Below are 19,252 nucleotides of genomic sequence, written 5' to 3'. Positions count from 1 at the left end.
AATAAATATATTAAATAAATTTCATTAAATTAATTGAATTAATATAATTAAATGTCTATGTTCGACGTGTCAGCACAAAATCTACTAAACCATAAGCTACTGCCTCACTTGCAGAAAGAAAACAATCTCGTTCAGTATCTTTTTTTATAATATCAATAGATTGTCCTGTATGTTTAGCCATTAATTCATTCATACGTTGTTTGATTTTTAAAATTTCTTTTGTATGAATTTCAATATCACTAGCTTGACCATATACACCACCTAAAGGTTGATGAATCATAACTCGTGCATTAGGTAAACAAAATCTCTTCCCTTGAGTGCCCGCAGCTAATAAAAAAGCACTCATGGAAGCTGCCTGACCCATACAAAATGTACTTACATCAGGTCTAATAAACTGCATTGTATCATAAATTGACATACCAGAAGTTATTTCTCCCCCTGGAGAATTAATATATAAATAAATATCTTTTTCTGGATGTTTAGATTCCAAAAACATCATTTGCGCGATAATTAAATTAGCTACATAATCTTCAATCTTTCCTGTCATAAAAATTATACGCTCTTTTAATAACAAAGAAAAAATATCATATACCCTTTCACCACGTACAGTCTGTTCCACAACCATAGGTACCAAAAGCATATGATGTAAATCAAAATCTTTTTTATTATTGTATAACATTTTTGCTTACCCAAATTTTAATTTTTTTCCCACACAAACAATTGATGATATATTCTTAATTAATATCTGCAAATATAAATCTAGATATAAAAACAAAAAACTATTTTAAACAACATACATCAATACTTATCAAGATAACATTTCTGAAAAATATTATTAAAACATACAACGTTAACCATACAAGACAAAATTATATTCTCACCTTAAATCATCTTCAAACTTCAAATTATGGACAATAATATTTTAAACCTAATTAATATTATATCTAAAACAAACTTTTGATTAAAATATAAAATTTATCATTCAAATAAAATCTTTAAGAACCGAATACATATAGCAAACAAATATTTTTATTTTTAAGAATTATGACTATAACTTACAATCAAAATTAAAATGGTTTATAGTTAATAAAAATCTACATCATTTTGAAATATTAAGCTACAATAACGTGAAACATAAACAATTAAAATGTTGTTACAAAAATTTAATATTCTCATAAAATATGAATGATTTACATTTTATGTAAATTTATTCAAAATAAAAGTCATAATTTGATACTTGAGTTCATTAAATGAATTTTCAAAAAAACAAAAAAAAAATAAAAATACTACTCACATGTATTAATGTAATAATTTTAAATGGTTGTAGTAATATAATACTAATGCATCCTAAAGGACAAATTGGAGTAGAAGAACTTAAATTAGTATTCACTGCATTAGGAATGATGTTAATTATAGTAATACCTGTCATAATTATGACCGTCATTTTTGCTATTAAATATCGTATATCAAATAACCAAACAAAATATAACCCAAACTGGTCTGATTCTAAAAAAATAGAAACAACAATATGGTCATTACCAATTATAATAATCACTATATTAGCTATTATTACATGGAAATCAACTCATAAATTAGACCCCAATAAACCTATTGAGTCTAACAAACAACCAATAATTATAGAAGTAATTGCACTTGACTGGAAATGGTTATTTATTTATCCAAAATACAATATTGCAGTTATAAATAAAGTTGTTTTTCCAAACAATACGCCTATTAAATTTGAAATCACTTCTAATTCTGTAATGAATGCCTTTTTTATACCACAACTAGGTGGACAAATTTATGCAATGGCTGGCATGAATTCAACTTTAAACTTAATTGCTAATACACCAGGAACATACAAAGGTATTTCCTCAAATTTTAGTGGACGAGGATTTTCTAATATGAAATTCATTGCTATAGCAACAAAAAATGAACAAGAATTTTATCAATGGATACAAGATGTTAAAAAATCAAATAAACACATTAATACAATATCCGACTATGAAAAACTAGCGCTCCCAACAGAAAATCATCCTGTAACTTACTTTTCTAATGTAAAACCTAATCTATTCAATAATGTAATCAATAAATTTATGTAAAAACAATAAATATATAAATTTCAACAAACTACCAATAAATAACATCATAATTATATAAAAACAAAGGAAATTAACACAATGTTTGGAAAATTAGACATTAATTCCATTCCGTACCATGAACCAATAATCATAAGTACCGTTATCGCTGTAACTATCATTGGAATAATACTAAGTACCATCATAACTTACTATAAAAAATGGAAATATCTATGGAATGAATGGTTAACTTCTGTAGATCATAAAAAAATAGGAATCATGTATATAATCATATCAATTATAATGTTAATACGTGGTCTGGCTGATGCTATTATGATGCGTACACATCAAGCACTAGTATCTGGAGGAGAATCAGGATTTCTAACTACATATCATTATGATCAAATAGTTACTGCCCATGGTGTTATAATGATAATATTCATGGCTACCCCATTTGTTATTGGCCTAATGAATATAATAGTCCCATTGCAAATTGGTTCTCGAGACATGGCTTTTCCTTTTTTAAATTCTTTAAGTTTTTGGTTATTTATGGTAGGAATAATTCTTATCAATATTTCTTTAATAATTGGAGAATTTGCTCAAACAGGATGGGCTGCATATCCACCTTTGTCAAGTAAAGAATATAGCCCGGGTGTTGGAGTTGATTATTGGATATGGAGTATTCAAATTTCAGGTATAGGAACAACTTTAACTGGTATAAATTTTTTTACCACTATTTTACGCATGCGCGCTCCCGGAATGTCTATGATGACGATGCCTGTTTTTACGTGGACCGCTCTTTGTACAAACATATTAATCATTTGTGCATTTCCAATTTTAACTGTAACTATTACTCTTTTAACTTTAGATCGATATGTAGATACACATTTTTTTACCAATGAATTAGGTGGTAACATGATGATGTACGTAAATTTATTTTGGGCTTGGGGACATCCTGAAGTATATATTCTAATACTACCAGCTTTTGGTATTTTTTCAGAAATTGTATCTACCTTTTCGCAAAAAAGATTATTTGGGTATAAATCATTAATATGGGCTACTATTGCAATCACTGTTATGTCTTTTTGTGTATGGTTACATCACTTTTTTACAATGGGTTCTGGACCTAATGTTAATGCTTTTTTTGGTATCATGACAATGATTATAGCAATTCCTACAGGAGTAAAAATTTTTAATTGGTTGTTCACTATGTATAAAGGTCAAATCATTTTTCATTCATCTATGCTATGGACCATTGGGTTTATCATCACTTTTTCTATAGGAGGAATGACAGGGGTATTACTGGCTGTTCCGGGAATTGATTTCCTGTTACACAACAGTTTATTTTTAATTGCTCATTTTCATAATGTTATTATTGGTGGAGTATTATTTGGATGCTTTGCTGGAATGACATATTGGTTTCCAAAAGCATTTGGTTTTACTTTAAATGAAACATGGGGTAAAAGAGCTTTTTGGTTATGGTTTATAGGATTTTACATAGCATTTATGCCCTTGTATATTCTTGGTTTTATGGGCATGACGCGACGTTTAAATCAACACATTGATTTAACCTTTCACCCACTATTAATAACTGCTTTAATCGGTATTGCTATAATTATATTAGGAGTAATAAGTCAAATAATTCAATTAATAACAAGTATACAAAATCGTAATAAAAATCAAGATCTTTCAGGGGACCCATGGAATGGTCGTACTTTAGAATGGTCGACATCTTCTCCTCCACCATGTTATAATTTTGCCGTAATACCGCAAATTAATGATAATATTGATGCATTTTGGCAAATAAAATATCATAATAGCAAATCAAAACCTAAAAAATATCATAGTATTCATATGCCTAAAAATACCAATGTAAGTATAATTATTGCCATATTTATTTCAATATTTAGTTTTGCTATGATTTGGTATATTTGGTGGTTATCTATCATTAGTTTACTAGGAGCAATTGTAACATGGATAATATATACTTTTAATAAAAATATAAGTTATTACATACCAGTTAAAGAAATTGAACGCATAGAACAAGAAAATTTAAAAAAATTAAATATAATAATAAATACTAAAGAAAGTTAGCTAATATTGACATGGCATATCAAATTATAAATATGAAATAAATTGATAATGAAAAAAAATAATACAGAAAATATCAAAATATTTGGTTTTTGGATATATTTAATGAGCGATTGTATTTTATTTGCAGCTCTATTTATAAGTTATTTTGTATTGAAAAATGATACTCTAAATACCTCTTTAGACAAAGAAATTTTTAAAATACCATTCGTATTTATAGAAACTTGTTGTTTATTATTTAGTAGCCTTACATATGATATAGCAATATTAGCCATAGATCGTAATAATAAAACAAAAGTTAATTTTTGGTTAAGTATAACTTTTCTGGCAGGATTAAGCTTTATATGTATGGAATTTTATGAATTTTATCATTTAATTAAAAAAGGATACGGACCATGGTATAATGCATTTTTTTCTGGATTTTTTACACTAATAGGCACTCATGGAATACATGTAATTTCTGGACTAATTTGGATTATCATAATGATGATGCATATCATGCATAGTGGTTTAAATTATACTAATCAAATACGCCTACAATGTTTAAGTTTATTCTGGCATTTTCTTGATATAATATGGATTATAATGTTTACTGTAGTATATTTACTTGGAATTATTCCATGAATTATCAAATCAAAAATAAAAATCACTTAGTTGGATTTATTATTTCCCTTGCTTTGACAATTGTTCCTTTTACTGCTGTCTTGTATCTTGATATAAATAAAAAAATATTAACTACTCTCATAATAGTATGTGCATTAATCCAAATATTTGTTCATCTTATTTTTTTTATACACTTAAATAATATAAAAAAACAACAATGGAACTTTATATCATTGATATTTACAATTCTAATAACATTTATTTTAATTACAGGTTCGTTGTGGATCATGCACCATTTAAATCATAATTTGATGCACCATTAATGCAAATAACAATTATGATCAAACATTACTTACAAATTACAAAACCCAAAATTATTTTAGGCAATATTGTCTCAATAACAAGTGGTTTCTTTTTAGCTGCACAAAAAAATATAAACTATTCATTATTAATTTTACTATTAATTGCAATGTCAGCAATTATCGCTTCAAGTTGTATACTAAATAATATCATTGATAGAGACATTGACAAAAATATGCAACGTACTGCAACTAGAGTATTAGTTACTAAATGTATTACATTAAAAAGAAGTTTTATTTTTGCTATAATATTAAGTACATTAGGTTTCAGTATACTGATAACGATAGTAAATAGATTAACCATAATTTTAGCAATATTAGGTTTTTTTATTTATGTAATAATATATTCAATGTATTTAAAACGTACATCAACTTACAGTACTCTCATTGGCAGTATATCAGGAGCGATACCACCGGTAATTGGTTATTGTACAGTTAGTAATCATTTTGATCTTGCTGCGTCAATTCTATATACAATATTTAGCGTATGGCAAATACCTCATTTTTACACTATAGCTATCTTGTATTTTAAAGAATATCAAAATGTATCTATTCCTGCATTCCCAATAAAATATGGAATCATGCTAACTAAACATCATATTATTCTTCACATTATAATTTTTATATTAAGTACTTTTTTATTAACTTTAATGAACTTTACTAGCTATAAATTTTTATTTATTGTTGAGACAATAAATAGCTATTGGTTATTTATTGCTCTACAAGGATATTTTATTACTAAAAAAGAAAATATAAAGTGGGCTAAAAAAATGTTTTCATTATCTGTTTTTGTTATTACAAGTTTAAATATAATGATATTAATTGACTCTATATTATAATTAACTATTGATATAAATATATTTATAGTAACTAATTAATTAGCTAATTAATATTAAACAAAATATTAACGGTATAATGATTTTTAATAAAATAATTACTACAGAAATATATGCTATATTAAGCTTAAGTTTAATATTTGCATTGCGTATGTTTGGTATATTTATAATATTACCAATACTAAGCACATACGGTATGTTATTACAAGGATCTAACGAATTTTTAATTGGTTTAGCAATTGGAATTTATGGTATAACTCAAGCAATTTTTCAAATCCCTTTTGGGATATTGTCAGATAAAATTGGACGTAAACCGGTTATTATGGGAGGATTAATAATATTTACTATTGGTAGTAGTATTACAACAATAACAAATAATATATGGTATTTAATCATTGGTCGAGCAATACAGGGTATTGGTGCTGTTAGTTCCCCAATTTTAGCATTATTATGTGATCTTACTCAAGAACAAAATCGTACTAAAGCCATGGCTTGTTTAGGAATCAGCGTAGGAATTTCTTTTTCTATTGCTTTAATATTGGGTCCTATCTTGACTTACAAAATAGGACTACATGGTCTATTTGTAATCATTACTATATTATCATTTATTAATGTTTTAATAACCTTATTTTTGATACCTTATTCTCATGATGAAAATGTTACTCAAAACTCATTTAACTTTATGATACAAGGAATAAATAAAATAATATCAAATATAGAATTAATAAAAATTATTATTAGTATATTTTTATTGCATAGTATTTTAATGTTAAATTTTATATCCTTACCTATTAAAATAACTTTAGTTGGCATTAATTGTAAAAATCAATGGAAAATCTATTTGATCACTATTATTATTTCGTTAATAATAGTTACCCCATTTATAATCTATACAGAAAAAAAACAAAAAATAAAAAAAATAATAATTTTATTTATCACGATCATAATTCTAGCTGATATTATTTTATCTAAAAATATAACACAAACTTCTGTGTTATTAATTGCTATTCAACTTTTCTTTATAGGATTTAATGCAATTGAAGCCATTCTACCTTCAACACTTAGTAAAATTTCTCCCAAAAAACATCAAGGAACCTGCATGGGCATTTATTCTACTAGTCAATTTCTTGGAGTAGCATATGGAAGTTTGCTGGGAGGTTATTTGTTACAATCAATAGGAGAACAATCAACATTCTTTACAAGCATTATTATATCTATATGTTGGATAACAGTTCTATTATTTAAACCACAAAAACAAGACATAACGAAAGACTATAAATAAATTATTTTATTTATTTAAAATAAAATAAAAAAACTAAGAAATAAAATAATTTAAATAAAAGATAAAAATTTCCAACCAATACAAATATTAAACTAACAAAATTAACCAAACCAATTTTTATAACACAAAATTATAATAATTATTTAATTTTGCTTATCAGGACGATAAATTTTAATATTGCGAAATCCCCTTGAATACAAATAACTTGCTTGTAATGCACTAATTGTCCCGTGATTACAGTACAGTAAATAAATTTGATTAGGATTTAACTTATCAAATTGACTAACTAACTTATAAAATGGAATTTTTTGTATTATAATATTAGCTAAATTTAAAGGTTGAATATCTTGGTCTTCTTGACTACGAATGTCTAAAATTATTTCACCAATACCTACTTTAGAAGTAACCTCAACATCCACTTCCACTAAATTTTGTTTATTTATAAGAATTACATCACAAATATCTACTATTTTAACTTGTGTAAGTACTTCATTCAATGCTGCAACATTAATTTTTTTTTCCTGTTGTTCAACATGAACTTGAATGCCCCGTGCTGTAGGTTTTTTAGAAAAAAAACTACAATATTCAGGAATCATATTGACCATTTTCTCGACACCAATATATTTTGCTAAAGAAATAATCTGTTCTTTATCATGAGCAATTAATGGTCGTAAAGTTATAATATTAGCAGCATTATCAATTAAACGTAAATTTGTTAAAGTCTGACTAGATACTTGTCCTATAGACTCCCCAGTCACTAATGCTTGAATTCTATATTTTATAGCTATAGATGAAGCAACACGTAACATCATACGTTTTAATACTATTAAAGTAATACTTGCACTAACTTTCTGAATAATTTCATTGACTATTGGAACAAAATTAATAAAGAAAAACTGAACTTTATGAGAACTAGCGAATTTATTCCACAAATAATTAGCTATTCTACTAACACCAATTTCATTGGACGTAGCACCAAAATTAAAAAAACAATAACTTACTTTACACCCCCTTCTCATTAACATATAACTAGCTACTGCTGAATCAAAACCTCCTGAAAATAAAGATAACACATTTTCCTGAGTACCTAATGGAAATCCCCCTAATCCTTGATAACGCTTCACGATTACAAAAAAACGATTTTCATTAATTTCTATAAATATGGTTACTTCCGGATTAACTAATTTAACATAAGTATTACTAACATTTTTTTTTATACAGCTACCTACATAACGCTCAACATCTTGAGAAGTAAAATTATGTCTGCCACGACGCTTCACTCGAACACAAAAACACTTTCCTATCAATCTATCATAATTTAAAACTAAAACTTCTTTACCAATATCATTAATAGTATTAAAAAAATATTCTTTAACCAATAAAACTTGATGAATACCAGGAATAAAAACCAATAATCGAATAATATCCGACAAAAGATTATCATTCTCAATTCGTAATTCAATGTAATCCCAATGACGTATTGGAAACAACAAAAAACCATGCTTCTTGAATAAAGTAAAAATGTTCTTAACAAGAACTTTTATAAAATGTAATCTGACAGATTTACTCTTTATCGTAATTTCAGGAAATAATTTTATTATGCATTTCATATATAATTACTGCATTTAAATAAACTAATGCGCAAAAAATTAACATAATATTAATTATTATATAAATTAAATAAAAAAACTACATAATTAATAATGAACAAAACAAAAATATCTCTAATATTTACAACTTATAAAATGATGCTTAAAATCATACTCATTTATATAAAACATAAATAAAAATACAATCATGAAACTATCAATACATATAAACTTATATAATAATATCCATTTTGCTGAAAAATAACTTATGATTAAAATTACAACACATATAATAAAAATACTTTTTCTTGATCTTTAAAAAAAGAAATATAATGTAAATAAATAAATTATTACCAGCCATTATAATTAACTTAAATACGATTTTCTGTGGAAAATTTAATCTATGAACAATATCACTCATGAAATGCAAATTAGCTATCGACAAGTAAATAATGCTTTAGAACGCTATTTAAAAAAATTACCTCATCAAAACACATTATTAATAGAAGCTATGAAATACAGTGCTCTCTTAGGAGGAAAAAAAATAAGACCGTTTTTAGTATATCAAACTGGTAAATTATTTGGATTAATACCAAATCATCTGGATGCTCCTGCAGCAGCTATTGAATGCATTCACGCTTATTCACTTATCCACGACGATTTGCCATCTATGGACAATGACACCCTAAGAAGAGGTCATCCTACCTGCCATATTAAATTCAATGAATCAACAGCAATTTTAGCCGGAGATGCATTACACTCATTAGCATTCAGTATTCTTACAGAAAATAATACTATGTCAACTACCATTGATAATCAATATCGATTAAAAATGATTGCTACACTAGCCGCAGCCTGTGGAGCAAACGGAATGTGTTTTGGGCAATTCTTAGATATAACAGCAAAAAATCAAAAAATATCTTACAATTACTTAAAAAACATACATTTTTATAAAACTAGTATACTAATACGAGCCGCAGTTCGACTGGGAGCATTGGCAGCTGGAAAAACAATAAATCATAAAATTTTAAAATTACTTGATCATTATGCTACATCAATTGGATTAGCTTTTCAAATACAGGACGATATTCTAGACATTGTAAATGATAAACATTGTGATAATAAACAACAAAAAAATACAAAAAAAAAAATAATAAGAATACTTATTCAACTAAATTAGGATTAAATATAGCTCGTAACAAAGCTAAAAATTTATATTACAAATCATTATCGTCTTTAAAACATATTAATAAACTAGGTTACAATACTACAATTTTATCCAAACTAGCACGTTATATTATTGAACGCGATCAATAAACATCATTAATTAATACATAAAATTATAATGAAATTTAATAATAAAAAATATCCAACATTATCCTTAATAAATAATCCTATGGAATTAAGAAAACTGCCACAAGATGCTCTATCATTAGTATGCACTGAACTACGTCAATTCTTATTAGATACCGTAAGCCAATCAAGTGGACATTTCGCTTCAGGCCTTGGTGTTATAGAACTTACAGTAGCTCTTCATTATGTATATAATACACCTTTCGATCATTTAATTTGGGATGTGGGACATCAAGCATATCCACATAAAATTCTTACCGGTAGACGTGATAAAATTTTTACAATTAGACAATATGGAGGATTGCATCCATTTCCTTGCAGAAATGAAAGCAAATACGACATATTATCAGTTGGACACTCTTCCACATCCATCAGTGCAGCACTTGGTTTAGCAATAATTGCAAATAGAGAAATGTTAGGACGTCAAACAGTATCTGTAATAGGTGATGGAGCAATATCCGCTGGTATGGCGTTTGAAGCAATGAATCATGCTGGATATATCAAATGTAACTTACTAGTAATATTAAATGATAACGAAATGTCAATATCAAAAAATGTAGGTGCTCTGAATAATTATTTAACACATATTTTATCCGGAAAATTTTACTCAAAAATACGTAAAAATAGTAAAAAAATTTTATCAAAAACTCCATACATAAAGAAGATAATTCAACGTATCGAAGAACACATTATAAATACGACCATTTCAAAAAACTTGTTCAAAGAACTAGGCTTTAATTATATTGGACCAATAAATGGACATGATATATCAACTTTGATACAAACTTTAAAAAATATACAAAATATGCAAGGACCTCAATTTCTACACATCATAACAAAAAAAGGATATGGTTATAAACCTGCAGAAAAAGATCCTATAACTTGGCATGCTGTTCCAAAATTTGACCCCTCATTAGGCCTATTACCAAAAAATAATAACCAAAATATGACTTATTCTGCAATTTTCGGTAATTGGTTGTGTAATATTGCGGCTAATGATAATAAACTAATCGTCATCACTCCAGCCATGCGAGAAGGGTCAGGATTAAATTTTTTTTCAAAAAAATATCCAAATCAATATTTTGATGTAGCAATCGCTGAACAACACGCAGTAACTTTTGCTGCTGGTTTAGCAATTGGTGGATATAAACCAATTGTCGCTATTTATTCTACTTTTTTACAAAGAGCATACGATCAAGTCATTCATGATATAGCTCTTCAAAAATTACCAGTACTCTTTGCAGTGGATAGAGGAGGAATAGTTGGTCCTGACGGTCAAACACATCAAGGTGCATTTGATCTTTCCTATTTACGTTGTATTCCTAACATAATTATAATGACACCAAGTGATGAAAACGAATGCAGATTAATGTTACATACCGGATATCATTATAAAGATGGACCAACAATAGTACGTTATCCACGTGAAATAGGTACTGGAGCTAAATTTAGTAATTTATATAAATTACCAATCAGTAAAGGCATGATACATCGACAAGGTACAAACATTGCAATTCTAAATTTTGGTACTCTTTTAGCACAAACTAAACAAGTTGCATCAGATCTTAATGCTACTTTAATAGATATGAGATTTGTCAAACCTTTAGATGAAATTTTAATAAATAATATAGTTAAAAAACATAACGCGCTAATAACAGTAGAAGAAAATGCTATTATAGGTGGTGCAGGTAGTGGAGTAAATGAATTTTTAATGAAAGAAAAAATATTAATTCCAGTACTAAATATTGGTTTACCAGATCGATTTATCGCTCATGGATCAAGAAAAGATGTCCTGTATAGTTTAGGTCTGGACAGTATAGGCATTTATAAGAAAATTAAAGCATGGTTAAAATAACTTACTAAAATTATTAAAATATATTAAATATCAATTAAATTTAACTTAATTGCTTAGATAATTTAAATAAGACTAAATAATAATTAATAAATTAATAAAATAAAAATTTAATCAAATAAAACATGATATAATAATTATTGTTATGATATTGGTATCTGTGTAAATATATACATTTATTCAATTAACTAAACTACAATATATAAAATAAAAGAAGTAAAGAATCCAGCAACTATATCATCAATCAAAATTCCCATACCACCTTTAACAACACGATCTAGCCAACCGATGGGCCAAGGTTTGCATATATCTATCACTCTAAATAATAAAAAACTAAATATCAAACAATACCAATCATTTATTGACACTCCAATTAACGCACACCACATACCAATATATTCATCCCAAACAATACTACGATGATCATGAATACCAATATCTTTTACAGTTTGATGACAAGAACATAAACCCAATATTAAAGCAAGAAGAAATAATATAAAGCATAATTGATAAGGTAAAAAACTTACAAAAAACCACACTACAATAGCTATTAATGAAGCCAACGTTCCTGGCATATAAGGTACCATGCCAATACCAAATCCAGTAGCTATTAAGTGATATGGATTAGTTAATTTTATTTTTTTTCTTATATTCAATACAAATAAACCAAATTATATTGCCATATATTTAATTAAAAAAATAAATAATAATATATTTTATAAAAACAAAAACATAATAACCATATCTTAATAAAAAATTTTTAAACTATATTTTTAATTTTAAAATTAATATAATGTCAAATTAATTTTTACTAATACGAATTTTCAAAGCAACTTTATCAAGCACACCATTTATAAATTTATGGCTTTTCTCAGCACCAAAAATTTTAGCTAATTCGATAGCTTCATTAATTACTACTTTATAAGGTACATCAAAACAATTACTTAATTCAAATAACGCAATACGTAAAACTGCTTTTTCTATATGATCCAAACGTTCAAACTGACGAGATAAATATGGTAACATCAATTGATCAAGCTCATAAACACAAGTTGTTACACCAATATACAACTGGTAAAAATAAGAAACATTAACGTTACACATGTTTTGTTCAGATATAAAATCAACTATAACATCTTTAATATCATTATGAGATATTTGCCATGAATATAATGCTTGTAATGCACACTCACGAGCGCGACGTCTAGTCTTTATTTCCACAAAGAACATCCTTCTATTTTACTTAAATAAACATAATATTAATAAATTTCAATATAATAACAATCATCTTTCAAATAATCATGACTGCATATGATCTTTTATTAACACCGTTAAAATTTCAACACACTCAACAACTTGCATAATCTACATTATCTATTGTTAACACACTAACAAATACTTGATAATAAATTATTAACAAAAATTTTTGACAAACCAAAACTGCAAAATACCCAAAAATAAATTCAAAAATAAACAGTATCATGACATGATAATAATAATACCTCAAGCTATTCATTGCATCATATTTATTACTGTTTCCTAATGCAGCTACCGTAAATACAATTCGTAATAAATATTAGGAAAGCAAATAATAACAATATTATTATCTTTAACTTAACAAAATACGCTTTAAAGTATCAACAACATCCTTAAGTAAAGAATTACTAACAAATTTATTAAATCAAACAACAACAATTGCAATACTTGCATCAAGTACAATTGTACCCTCAATTAATTTTATAATTTTGCTTATATATAAATTATTAAATCTTTTCTAATATTAATACTAATAAAAACATAATGCAGAAAAATATAAATTAAATAATACAAAACGTACATTTTATTTTAATTAGCTGTAATCATCAACGAACATCAGAACCAATTGTATATATATTAAATAATTTAAAAGATATTACTGTACTAAGATTTTATATTTTAAAAAAATACACATTGGCTGTACATCCTAACCAAATAATTTAAAACTTTAATAAATAATTAATTCATCCATGAAACACCGCTAAGTAATGCATCAAAAAAAATATCCCATTTTTTTTTACTGAAACAGTATTCAAGTCACAACACACCAAATATTGCATTAATGCAATCCAATACAATCTTTTTATCTCATGTTGAAATATATAAAAGCAACAACAATTGTTCTATACAAAATAATCAATCATGACCAATCCTTATTGAAACGAACGCACTACTACGTTTTCCCCTCACAATCTTTTAACAAAAAAATATATTATTAATTATTACACGCAAGCACGACTCAATTAGCTGTATTATCTACTATTACTTTTACATTGCTGACGCAAATCAATTCAATCATAATTATCTTGAATTTTTTTAGATGACAACTCCCAACACACGTTTTGCATAAAATTATCTGTTACATAGCAGCAAGCAATAAAAAGAACTACATCACTATCAATTCTACAAATTTGAACATTTCTTGACGTACAAGAAAATAAGTAATCCACCGACCATTACCATTACTCGTAACAATACAACCACTTAAAACAATCAATAATTTTAATTCAAGACATCATAAACTCGTACGCATTGTGCATACATTTAATAAACCCTTAATTAATTCTTTTACTATAAGTAACATAAAATTATATTTTTCTTCAACACTAACTTTACATTAAATAAAATACAGCAAATATCGTTATATAAAAATTAAAATTTAACATTGAGGTACTACAAATTTTCAATACTCCAGCATTTAATAATGTAAACAATTATACAAGATATTTTATGCTTATAATAATTACAAAGTTCAAAAACGTAATACCACGACTACACCACGTTGAGTACTACTATCCGTAATAAGTCATACATATATTTATTTCTGTATCAAGTTTAGCAACACATAAATAGTAACCTTTACCAACTATTTTATTATCTAATACAATAACACATCTAATATGAGGATTTGGTAAAATTATATAACAACCATGACAAACTAAATAAAATGCACGTAATAAACAACTTTTATTATCATTTAACAATAAAATTACTTCACCAATTTTAATAATTTTAAAATACAAACATGAAACTTAGTTATACATTAATTTATAAAATAAAATATAAAAAATAACTAAAATTTTATATTCCATGCAATCATATTAATTATAAATTAAATAATAATTCATCAACATTAAACATTTATATATAAATCACAAATTTAAATTAAAATAAAATATTTATTAAGACAATAAAATCATTCATCGTTAATTACTAATATTATCATTAAACCCATTATAATCCATATAATATATACAAAGCAACAAACTAACAACTAATTAATTTAACATTATCAATAAACTTTATAAATATGAATACATTGTTTATCTTATATTTACCTCACTATAAAAATAAAAAATTTCTTAAGAACATCATGTAAAATAACACACATGTTTATTATTTTAATTATATTTTTAGAATACTCAAACTACCTAATCAAATGATACCATCTCTCATGTTTTTGAATAATAAGTATTATTTATTTTTAGATAATTGAAAAGCTAAAGCTGAAGCTATATAAATAGAAGAAAAAGTACCAACAAACACACCAACTAACAATGTTGTCACAAAACCACGCAACAAAGACCCACCAAAAATTAACAAAATTAACAATACTGCAGCAGTAGTAAACGATGTTATAAAAGTTCTTTTTAAAACTTGAGTTAAAGATATATTAAAAATTTCAACAATATCTCTATCATAATATAAATAACAATTTTCTCGAATACGATCAAAAATAACAATACTATCATTCAAAGAATAACAAAAAACAAATATTAAAGCAGAAATAATTATTGTATTTATCTCTATAAATAATAAAGATAATACTCCAATTATAATTACTACATCATGTACTAATGCTAATACAGCACCTACTGCAAAATGCCACCGAAAACAAATATTAACATAAGCAAAAATACACAGCAAAGATAATACAAATGAAATTCCAGCACATCTCATCAAATCATTACCAACACCCGGTCCTATAAAATCTATTCTTTGAGTATAAATATTTTACTCCAAAGATTTATTTAACGTTAATAATATTTGATCGGTTATTTGATAAATTAAATCATTATTTATTAAAGACATACGTATAATTATATTTTTATTACTACCCAAACTTTGCACAATTGTATCTTTATATCCTAAATATATCAATATATTACATATTTGAGATAAATTCACTGACTTTTCTAAATATAATTCAATAACTATTCCTCAAGTAAAATCCATACCCCAATTAAAACCACGCATTACAATAACTAAAAAAGAAATAACTAACAGAAATATCGATATACCAATAACTAACATATTCCAAGACATAAAATTATATACATTTAATGAATATCTCAATATTCTTAAACTATTATGTTGTTGCACTAAAATAATCCTCAAATAGATATTTTATCAATATCTCTAGAACCATACAATAAATTAACTATAGCGCGTGTACCAATAATTGATGTAAACATAGACACGGTTATACCAATAATTGTAGTAATAACATACCTCTTTATGACACTAGTACCTAATATATACAATATAATTGAAGCAATTATAGTTACAATATTAGCATCAAATATACTATAAGTAGCTTTATGATAAACTGTATAAATTGCATGCTGTACTGTTTTACCCATATTCAATTCCTCTTTAATCCTTTCATTAATTAAAACATTAGAATCTACCGCTATAGATAAAGTCAATATTATACCTGCAATTCCAGGCATAGTAAGCGTTACTCCAGGTAATAAAGTATTATACTGATAATTAATAACAAATTAGTAATTAGTGCTACTGCAGCAATTACACCAAATATTTTGTACCAAAATACCATAAATAAAATTAAAAATGTTAATCCAATACAACAAGCATACAATCCTTTAATAATGTTATTCATTCCTAAACTTGGGCCAATAGTACATTCCTCCACAATATGCATAGGAGCGCTTAAAGAGCCCATACGTAATAATACTGATAACCTACGAGCTTCATTGGAATTATTAATACCAACAATACAAAAATAATTTCTTAGTTGTGATTGAATAGTAACTATATTTACTATTTTTTCTTGTTTAACAAAAATAACATGACCATCAACATCTTTTTCCCCGCCATCTTTATATTCCACTAAAAGAATAACCATAAGCCGACCGATATTATTTTTAGTAAACTGAGACATGATATTACCCCTTTTGCATCAAGAAAAATATTTACTTGGGGTTGATTATATTCATTACGAGAATAATTAGCATTAATAATATGTTCACCGCCTAAAATAGGCTTCCTATACAATAAATATGGCTCACCGTCACAAGTATTTTTTTTATTTCACAATCTTGCAATTCATATTCTTGGTCTGTAGAGAAATATTCTTTTACATTACTATTGACTAAACGAAACTCAAGAGTCACGGTTGCACCAATGGTATCTTTAGCTAATACTATATCTTGAATACCAGGAAGTTCTACAATAATATTATTCATACTTTGAGCTTGTACTAAAGATTCACTAACACCTAATTGGCTAATACGATCACGTAAAATAACAATATTTTGTTGTAAAGCATGCCTACGAAATGTGGATAAAAATTCATCAGATAATGTAATACTTAACCCAAAATTTTTAATATTATAAAATAACAATTGTTTATATTTATTAACCAACAACAAACGTACTACATTTCTAACATTAGAATCACTAAAATAAACTTCATGACTGTAGTTTTTTTATCTTTTGTATTTTTACATAAAAAATATTTTTATTATATAAATCACGAACAAACTCATTAATACATTGTTCGTACAATTTATTAAACATAATATCCATATCTATTTTCATTAAAAAATGTATGCCACCACATAAATCTAAACCTAACTTTATTGGTTTAGATTTAATATTAGTTAACCAAATTGGAACATGTGACAATAAAAAAAAGATACAGTAAACTTTTTATTCAAATTTTGTAATAATATTTTATACGCTTGTACTTGATCTTCTTGTTTAAAAAAAACAAATTGACAAAACATAATCTTTAATAACAAAATACCTATAAACAATACCTTGATCTTTTAGCATCGTATTAATATTAACCACATCAATGTTATTAATACGATCGCCTTGTACATGCCTAATTTGTACAGCAAAACTCTCTCCATATAAATTTGGAAGCGCATATAATATTCCAAAAAGTAATATTATAAAAAGTAAGAAATATACCCATAAAGGATAACGATTTAACACAAAAACATCCTAAAATCATAAAGACTTCATTGTACCTTTTGGTAAAATGGCAGTAATGCAATCGCGCTGAATAATGATTTCATTGATATTTTCATTAAGCATAACAAAAATATATCCTGTTTCAGTAATTTTAACTACTTTACCAACTAAACCTCCACTAGTTAATACTTCATCTCCTTTACTAATAGAATTCATTAACTCTCTATGATCTTTATTACGCTTTTGTTGTGGACGAAAAATAATAAAATAAAAAACTAAAATAAAAACTAATAATACAATAATAAAAGAATAAGGATTACCTTGATATGAAGAATCAACGCTTGCAATAGCATTATTAATAAAAGAAATACTCATTTTCAATTACCCCATAGTGTATTATATAAATATATAAATCAATAAAATAAAAAATACAATAAAAAACAACAATAACTTTGCAGTAAAATTATACTTTTCATTATTTTAATAAATATCTATAATTCTATATCTAAATGTGGATAACAATACTTACTGCATCAATATAATATTTTAAATAAAATATATACATCGTATTAAAACAATTTAAATAATACAAATTATATAATAGTATGCAAAATATAACATTAAAATATGTGGTAATGTCTGCCACCTTCTTTTACTTAAAACATACCAAACCATCCATATGTAATAACAATACTTCTCAATTAAGATGTTACTATTGATGAAAAAAAACAATTATACATGTTTTCATATATAAAAAAATAAAAACTACTAAATTTACTTATATCATATATACACACATTACCGTAGTTTACTTAACAAATATTAACTATTAACATTAATTTATAAATAATTTAAACTTCTTTTCTGCTATATGAAAATATTACAATGAATAACATTTAGACCATCATTATACTTATAATAAAAATATTAATATAAATTAATCATAAA

General features: G+C 25.8%; 17 protein-coding genes and 2 pseudogenes. 8 read left to right on the top strand and 11 right to left on the bottom strand.

The features are described from left to right. Positions 1 to 55: 55 nt before the first annotated feature. A complete protein-coding gene (gene clpP, locus BOBLI757_RS01235; protein WP_046304795.1) occupies positions 56 to 679 on the bottom strand; it encodes an ATP-dependent Clp endopeptidase proteolytic subunit ClpP in 624 nt (207 codons plus the stop codon). 571 nt (positions 680 to 1,250) lie between these two features. Between clpP and cyoA the strand changes: the two genes are divergently transcribed. The 6 genes from cyoA to BOBLI757_RS01205 all read left to right on the top strand — a co-directional run bounded on the left by cyoA (position 1,251) and on the right by BOBLI757_RS01205 (position 7,249). Further along, on the top strand, positions 1,251 to 2,102 hold the full coding sequence (cyoA, locus tag BOBLI757_RS01230; RefSeq protein ID WP_046304793.1) for a ubiquinol oxidase subunit II: 852 nt from the start codon (positions 1,251 to 1,253) through the stop codon (positions 2,100 to 2,102). A 78-nt stretch (positions 2,103 to 2,180) separates the two neighbouring features. Beyond that, positions 2,181 to 4,172, top strand: coding sequence for a cytochrome o ubiquinol oxidase subunit I (gene cyoB, locus BOBLI757_RS01225; RefSeq protein ID WP_046304791.1), 1,992 nt, complete (start codon positions 2,181 to 2,183; stop codon positions 4,170 to 4,172). A gap of 48 nt (positions 4,173 to 4,220) precedes the next feature. Further along, complete coding sequence (gene cyoC, locus BOBLI757_RS01220; protein ID WP_046304790.1) at positions 4,221 to 4,793, top strand: cytochrome o ubiquinol oxidase subunit III; 573 nt, start codon at positions 4,221 to 4,223, stop codon at positions 4,791 to 4,793. Continuing rightward, the gene (cyoD, locus tag BOBLI757_RS01215; protein ID WP_320408690.1) at positions 4,745 to 5,095 is read left to right on the top strand and encodes a cytochrome o ubiquinol oxidase subunit IV; all 351 of its coding nucleotides are present in this window, start codon (positions 4,745 to 4,747) and stop codon (positions 5,093 to 5,095) included. Before cyoC ends, cyoD begins: the two co-directional genes overlap by 49 nt. A gap of 14 nt (positions 5,096 to 5,109) precedes the next feature. Then, on the top strand, positions 5,110 to 5,970 hold the full coding sequence (gene cyoE / locus BOBLI757_RS01210; RefSeq protein ID WP_046305409.1) for a heme o synthase: 861 nt from the start codon (positions 5,110 to 5,112) through the stop codon (positions 5,968 to 5,970). Between the two features lie 76 nt (positions 5,971 to 6,046). After that, positions 6,047 to 7,249: an MFS transporter gene (locus tag BOBLI757_RS01205; RefSeq protein WP_052712338.1), complete on the top strand. Its 1,203-nt coding sequence runs from the start codon at positions 6,047 to 6,049 to the stop codon at positions 7,247 to 7,249. Positions 7,250 to 7,392: 143 nt separating this feature from the next. Here the strand turns inward: BOBLI757_RS01205 and thiI are convergent, their stop codons facing one another. Then, entirely contained in the window at positions 7,393 to 8,859 is a 1,467-nt protein-coding gene (gene thiI / locus BOBLI757_RS01200; RefSeq protein WP_046304786.1) for a tRNA uracil 4-sulfurtransferase ThiI, read from the bottom strand. Between the two features lie 382 nt (positions 8,860 to 9,241). On the opposite strand from thiI, the pseudogene ispA reads away from it, so the two are divergent. After that, positions 9,242 to 10,155: pseudogene (ispA, locus tag BOBLI757_RS01195) on the top strand ((2E,6E)-farnesyl diphosphate synthase). A 28-nt stretch (positions 10,156 to 10,183) separates the two neighbouring features. Next, positions 10,184 to 12,046, top strand: coding sequence for a 1-deoxy-D-xylulose-5-phosphate synthase (dxs, locus tag BOBLI757_RS01190; protein ID WP_046304784.1), 1,863 nt, complete (start codon positions 10,184 to 10,186; stop codon positions 12,044 to 12,046). A gap of 185 nt (positions 12,047 to 12,231) precedes the next feature. Here the strand turns inward: dxs and BOBLI757_RS01185 are convergent, their stop codons facing one another. The 9 genes and pseudogenes from BOBLI757_RS01185 to yajC all read right to left on the bottom strand — a co-directional run bounded on the left by BOBLI757_RS01185 (position 12,232) and on the right by yajC (position 18,679). Beyond that, entirely contained in the window at positions 12,232 to 12,699 is a 468-nt protein-coding gene (locus BOBLI757_RS01185; protein ID WP_046304783.1) for a phosphatidylglycerophosphatase A, read from the bottom strand. Between the two features lie 145 nt (positions 12,700 to 12,844). Then, positions 12,845 to 13,264 carry a transcription antitermination factor NusB gene (gene nusB, locus BOBLI757_RS01180; protein ID WP_046304781.1) on the bottom strand — a complete coding sequence of 140 codons (420 nt, stop codon included), beginning with the start codon at positions 13,262 to 13,264 and terminating at the stop codon, positions 12,845 to 12,847. 1,106 nt (positions 13,265 to 14,370) lie between these two features. Continuing rightward, positions 14,371 to 14,529: a hypothetical protein gene (locus BOBLI757_RS03315; RefSeq protein ID WP_158332964.1), complete on the bottom strand. Its 159-nt coding sequence runs from the start codon at positions 14,527 to 14,529 to the stop codon at positions 14,371 to 14,373. A gap of 342 nt (positions 14,530 to 14,871) precedes the next feature. Further along, complete coding sequence (locus BOBLI757_RS01175) at positions 14,872 to 15,102, bottom strand: hypothetical protein (protein WP_046304779.1); 231 nt, start codon at positions 15,100 to 15,102, stop codon at positions 14,872 to 14,874. 451 nt (positions 15,103 to 15,553) lie between these two features. After that, a complete protein-coding gene (secF, locus tag BOBLI757_RS03275; RefSeq protein ID WP_275040033.1) occupies positions 15,554 to 16,075 on the bottom strand; it encodes a protein translocase subunit SecF in 522 nt (173 codons plus the stop codon). 18 nt (positions 16,076 to 16,093) lie between these two features. Continuing rightward, positions 16,094 to 16,267: a hypothetical protein gene (locus BOBLI757_RS03310; RefSeq protein WP_158332963.1), complete on the bottom strand. Its 174-nt coding sequence runs from the start codon at positions 16,265 to 16,267 to the stop codon at positions 16,094 to 16,096. A gap of 33 nt (positions 16,268 to 16,300) precedes the next feature. Continuing rightward, the gene (locus BOBLI757_RS03345; protein WP_203224900.1) at positions 16,301 to 16,462 is read right to left on the bottom strand and encodes a hypothetical protein; all 162 of its coding nucleotides are present in this window, start codon (positions 16,460 to 16,462) and stop codon (positions 16,301 to 16,303) included. Positions 16,463 to 16,473: 11 nt separating this feature from the next. Then, a pseudogene (secD, locus tag BOBLI757_RS03205) lies at positions 16,474 to 18,325 on the bottom strand (protein translocase subunit SecD). A gap of 15 nt (positions 18,326 to 18,340) precedes the next feature. Further along, complete coding sequence (yajC, locus tag BOBLI757_RS01145) at positions 18,341 to 18,679, bottom strand: preprotein translocase subunit YajC (protein WP_046304770.1); 339 nt, start codon at positions 18,677 to 18,679, stop codon at positions 18,341 to 18,343. Between the last annotated feature and the right edge of the window lie 573 nt (positions 18,680 to 19,252).

The sequence above is a fragment of the Blochmannia endosymbiont of Camponotus (Colobopsis) obliquus genome, assembly GCF_000973545.1.
In the GTDB taxonomy this organism is placed as follows: Bacteria; Pseudomonadota; Gammaproteobacteria; order Enterobacterales; family Enterobacteriaceae; genus Blochmanniella.
This window is presented reverse-complemented; position numbering and strand designations above follow the sequence as displayed.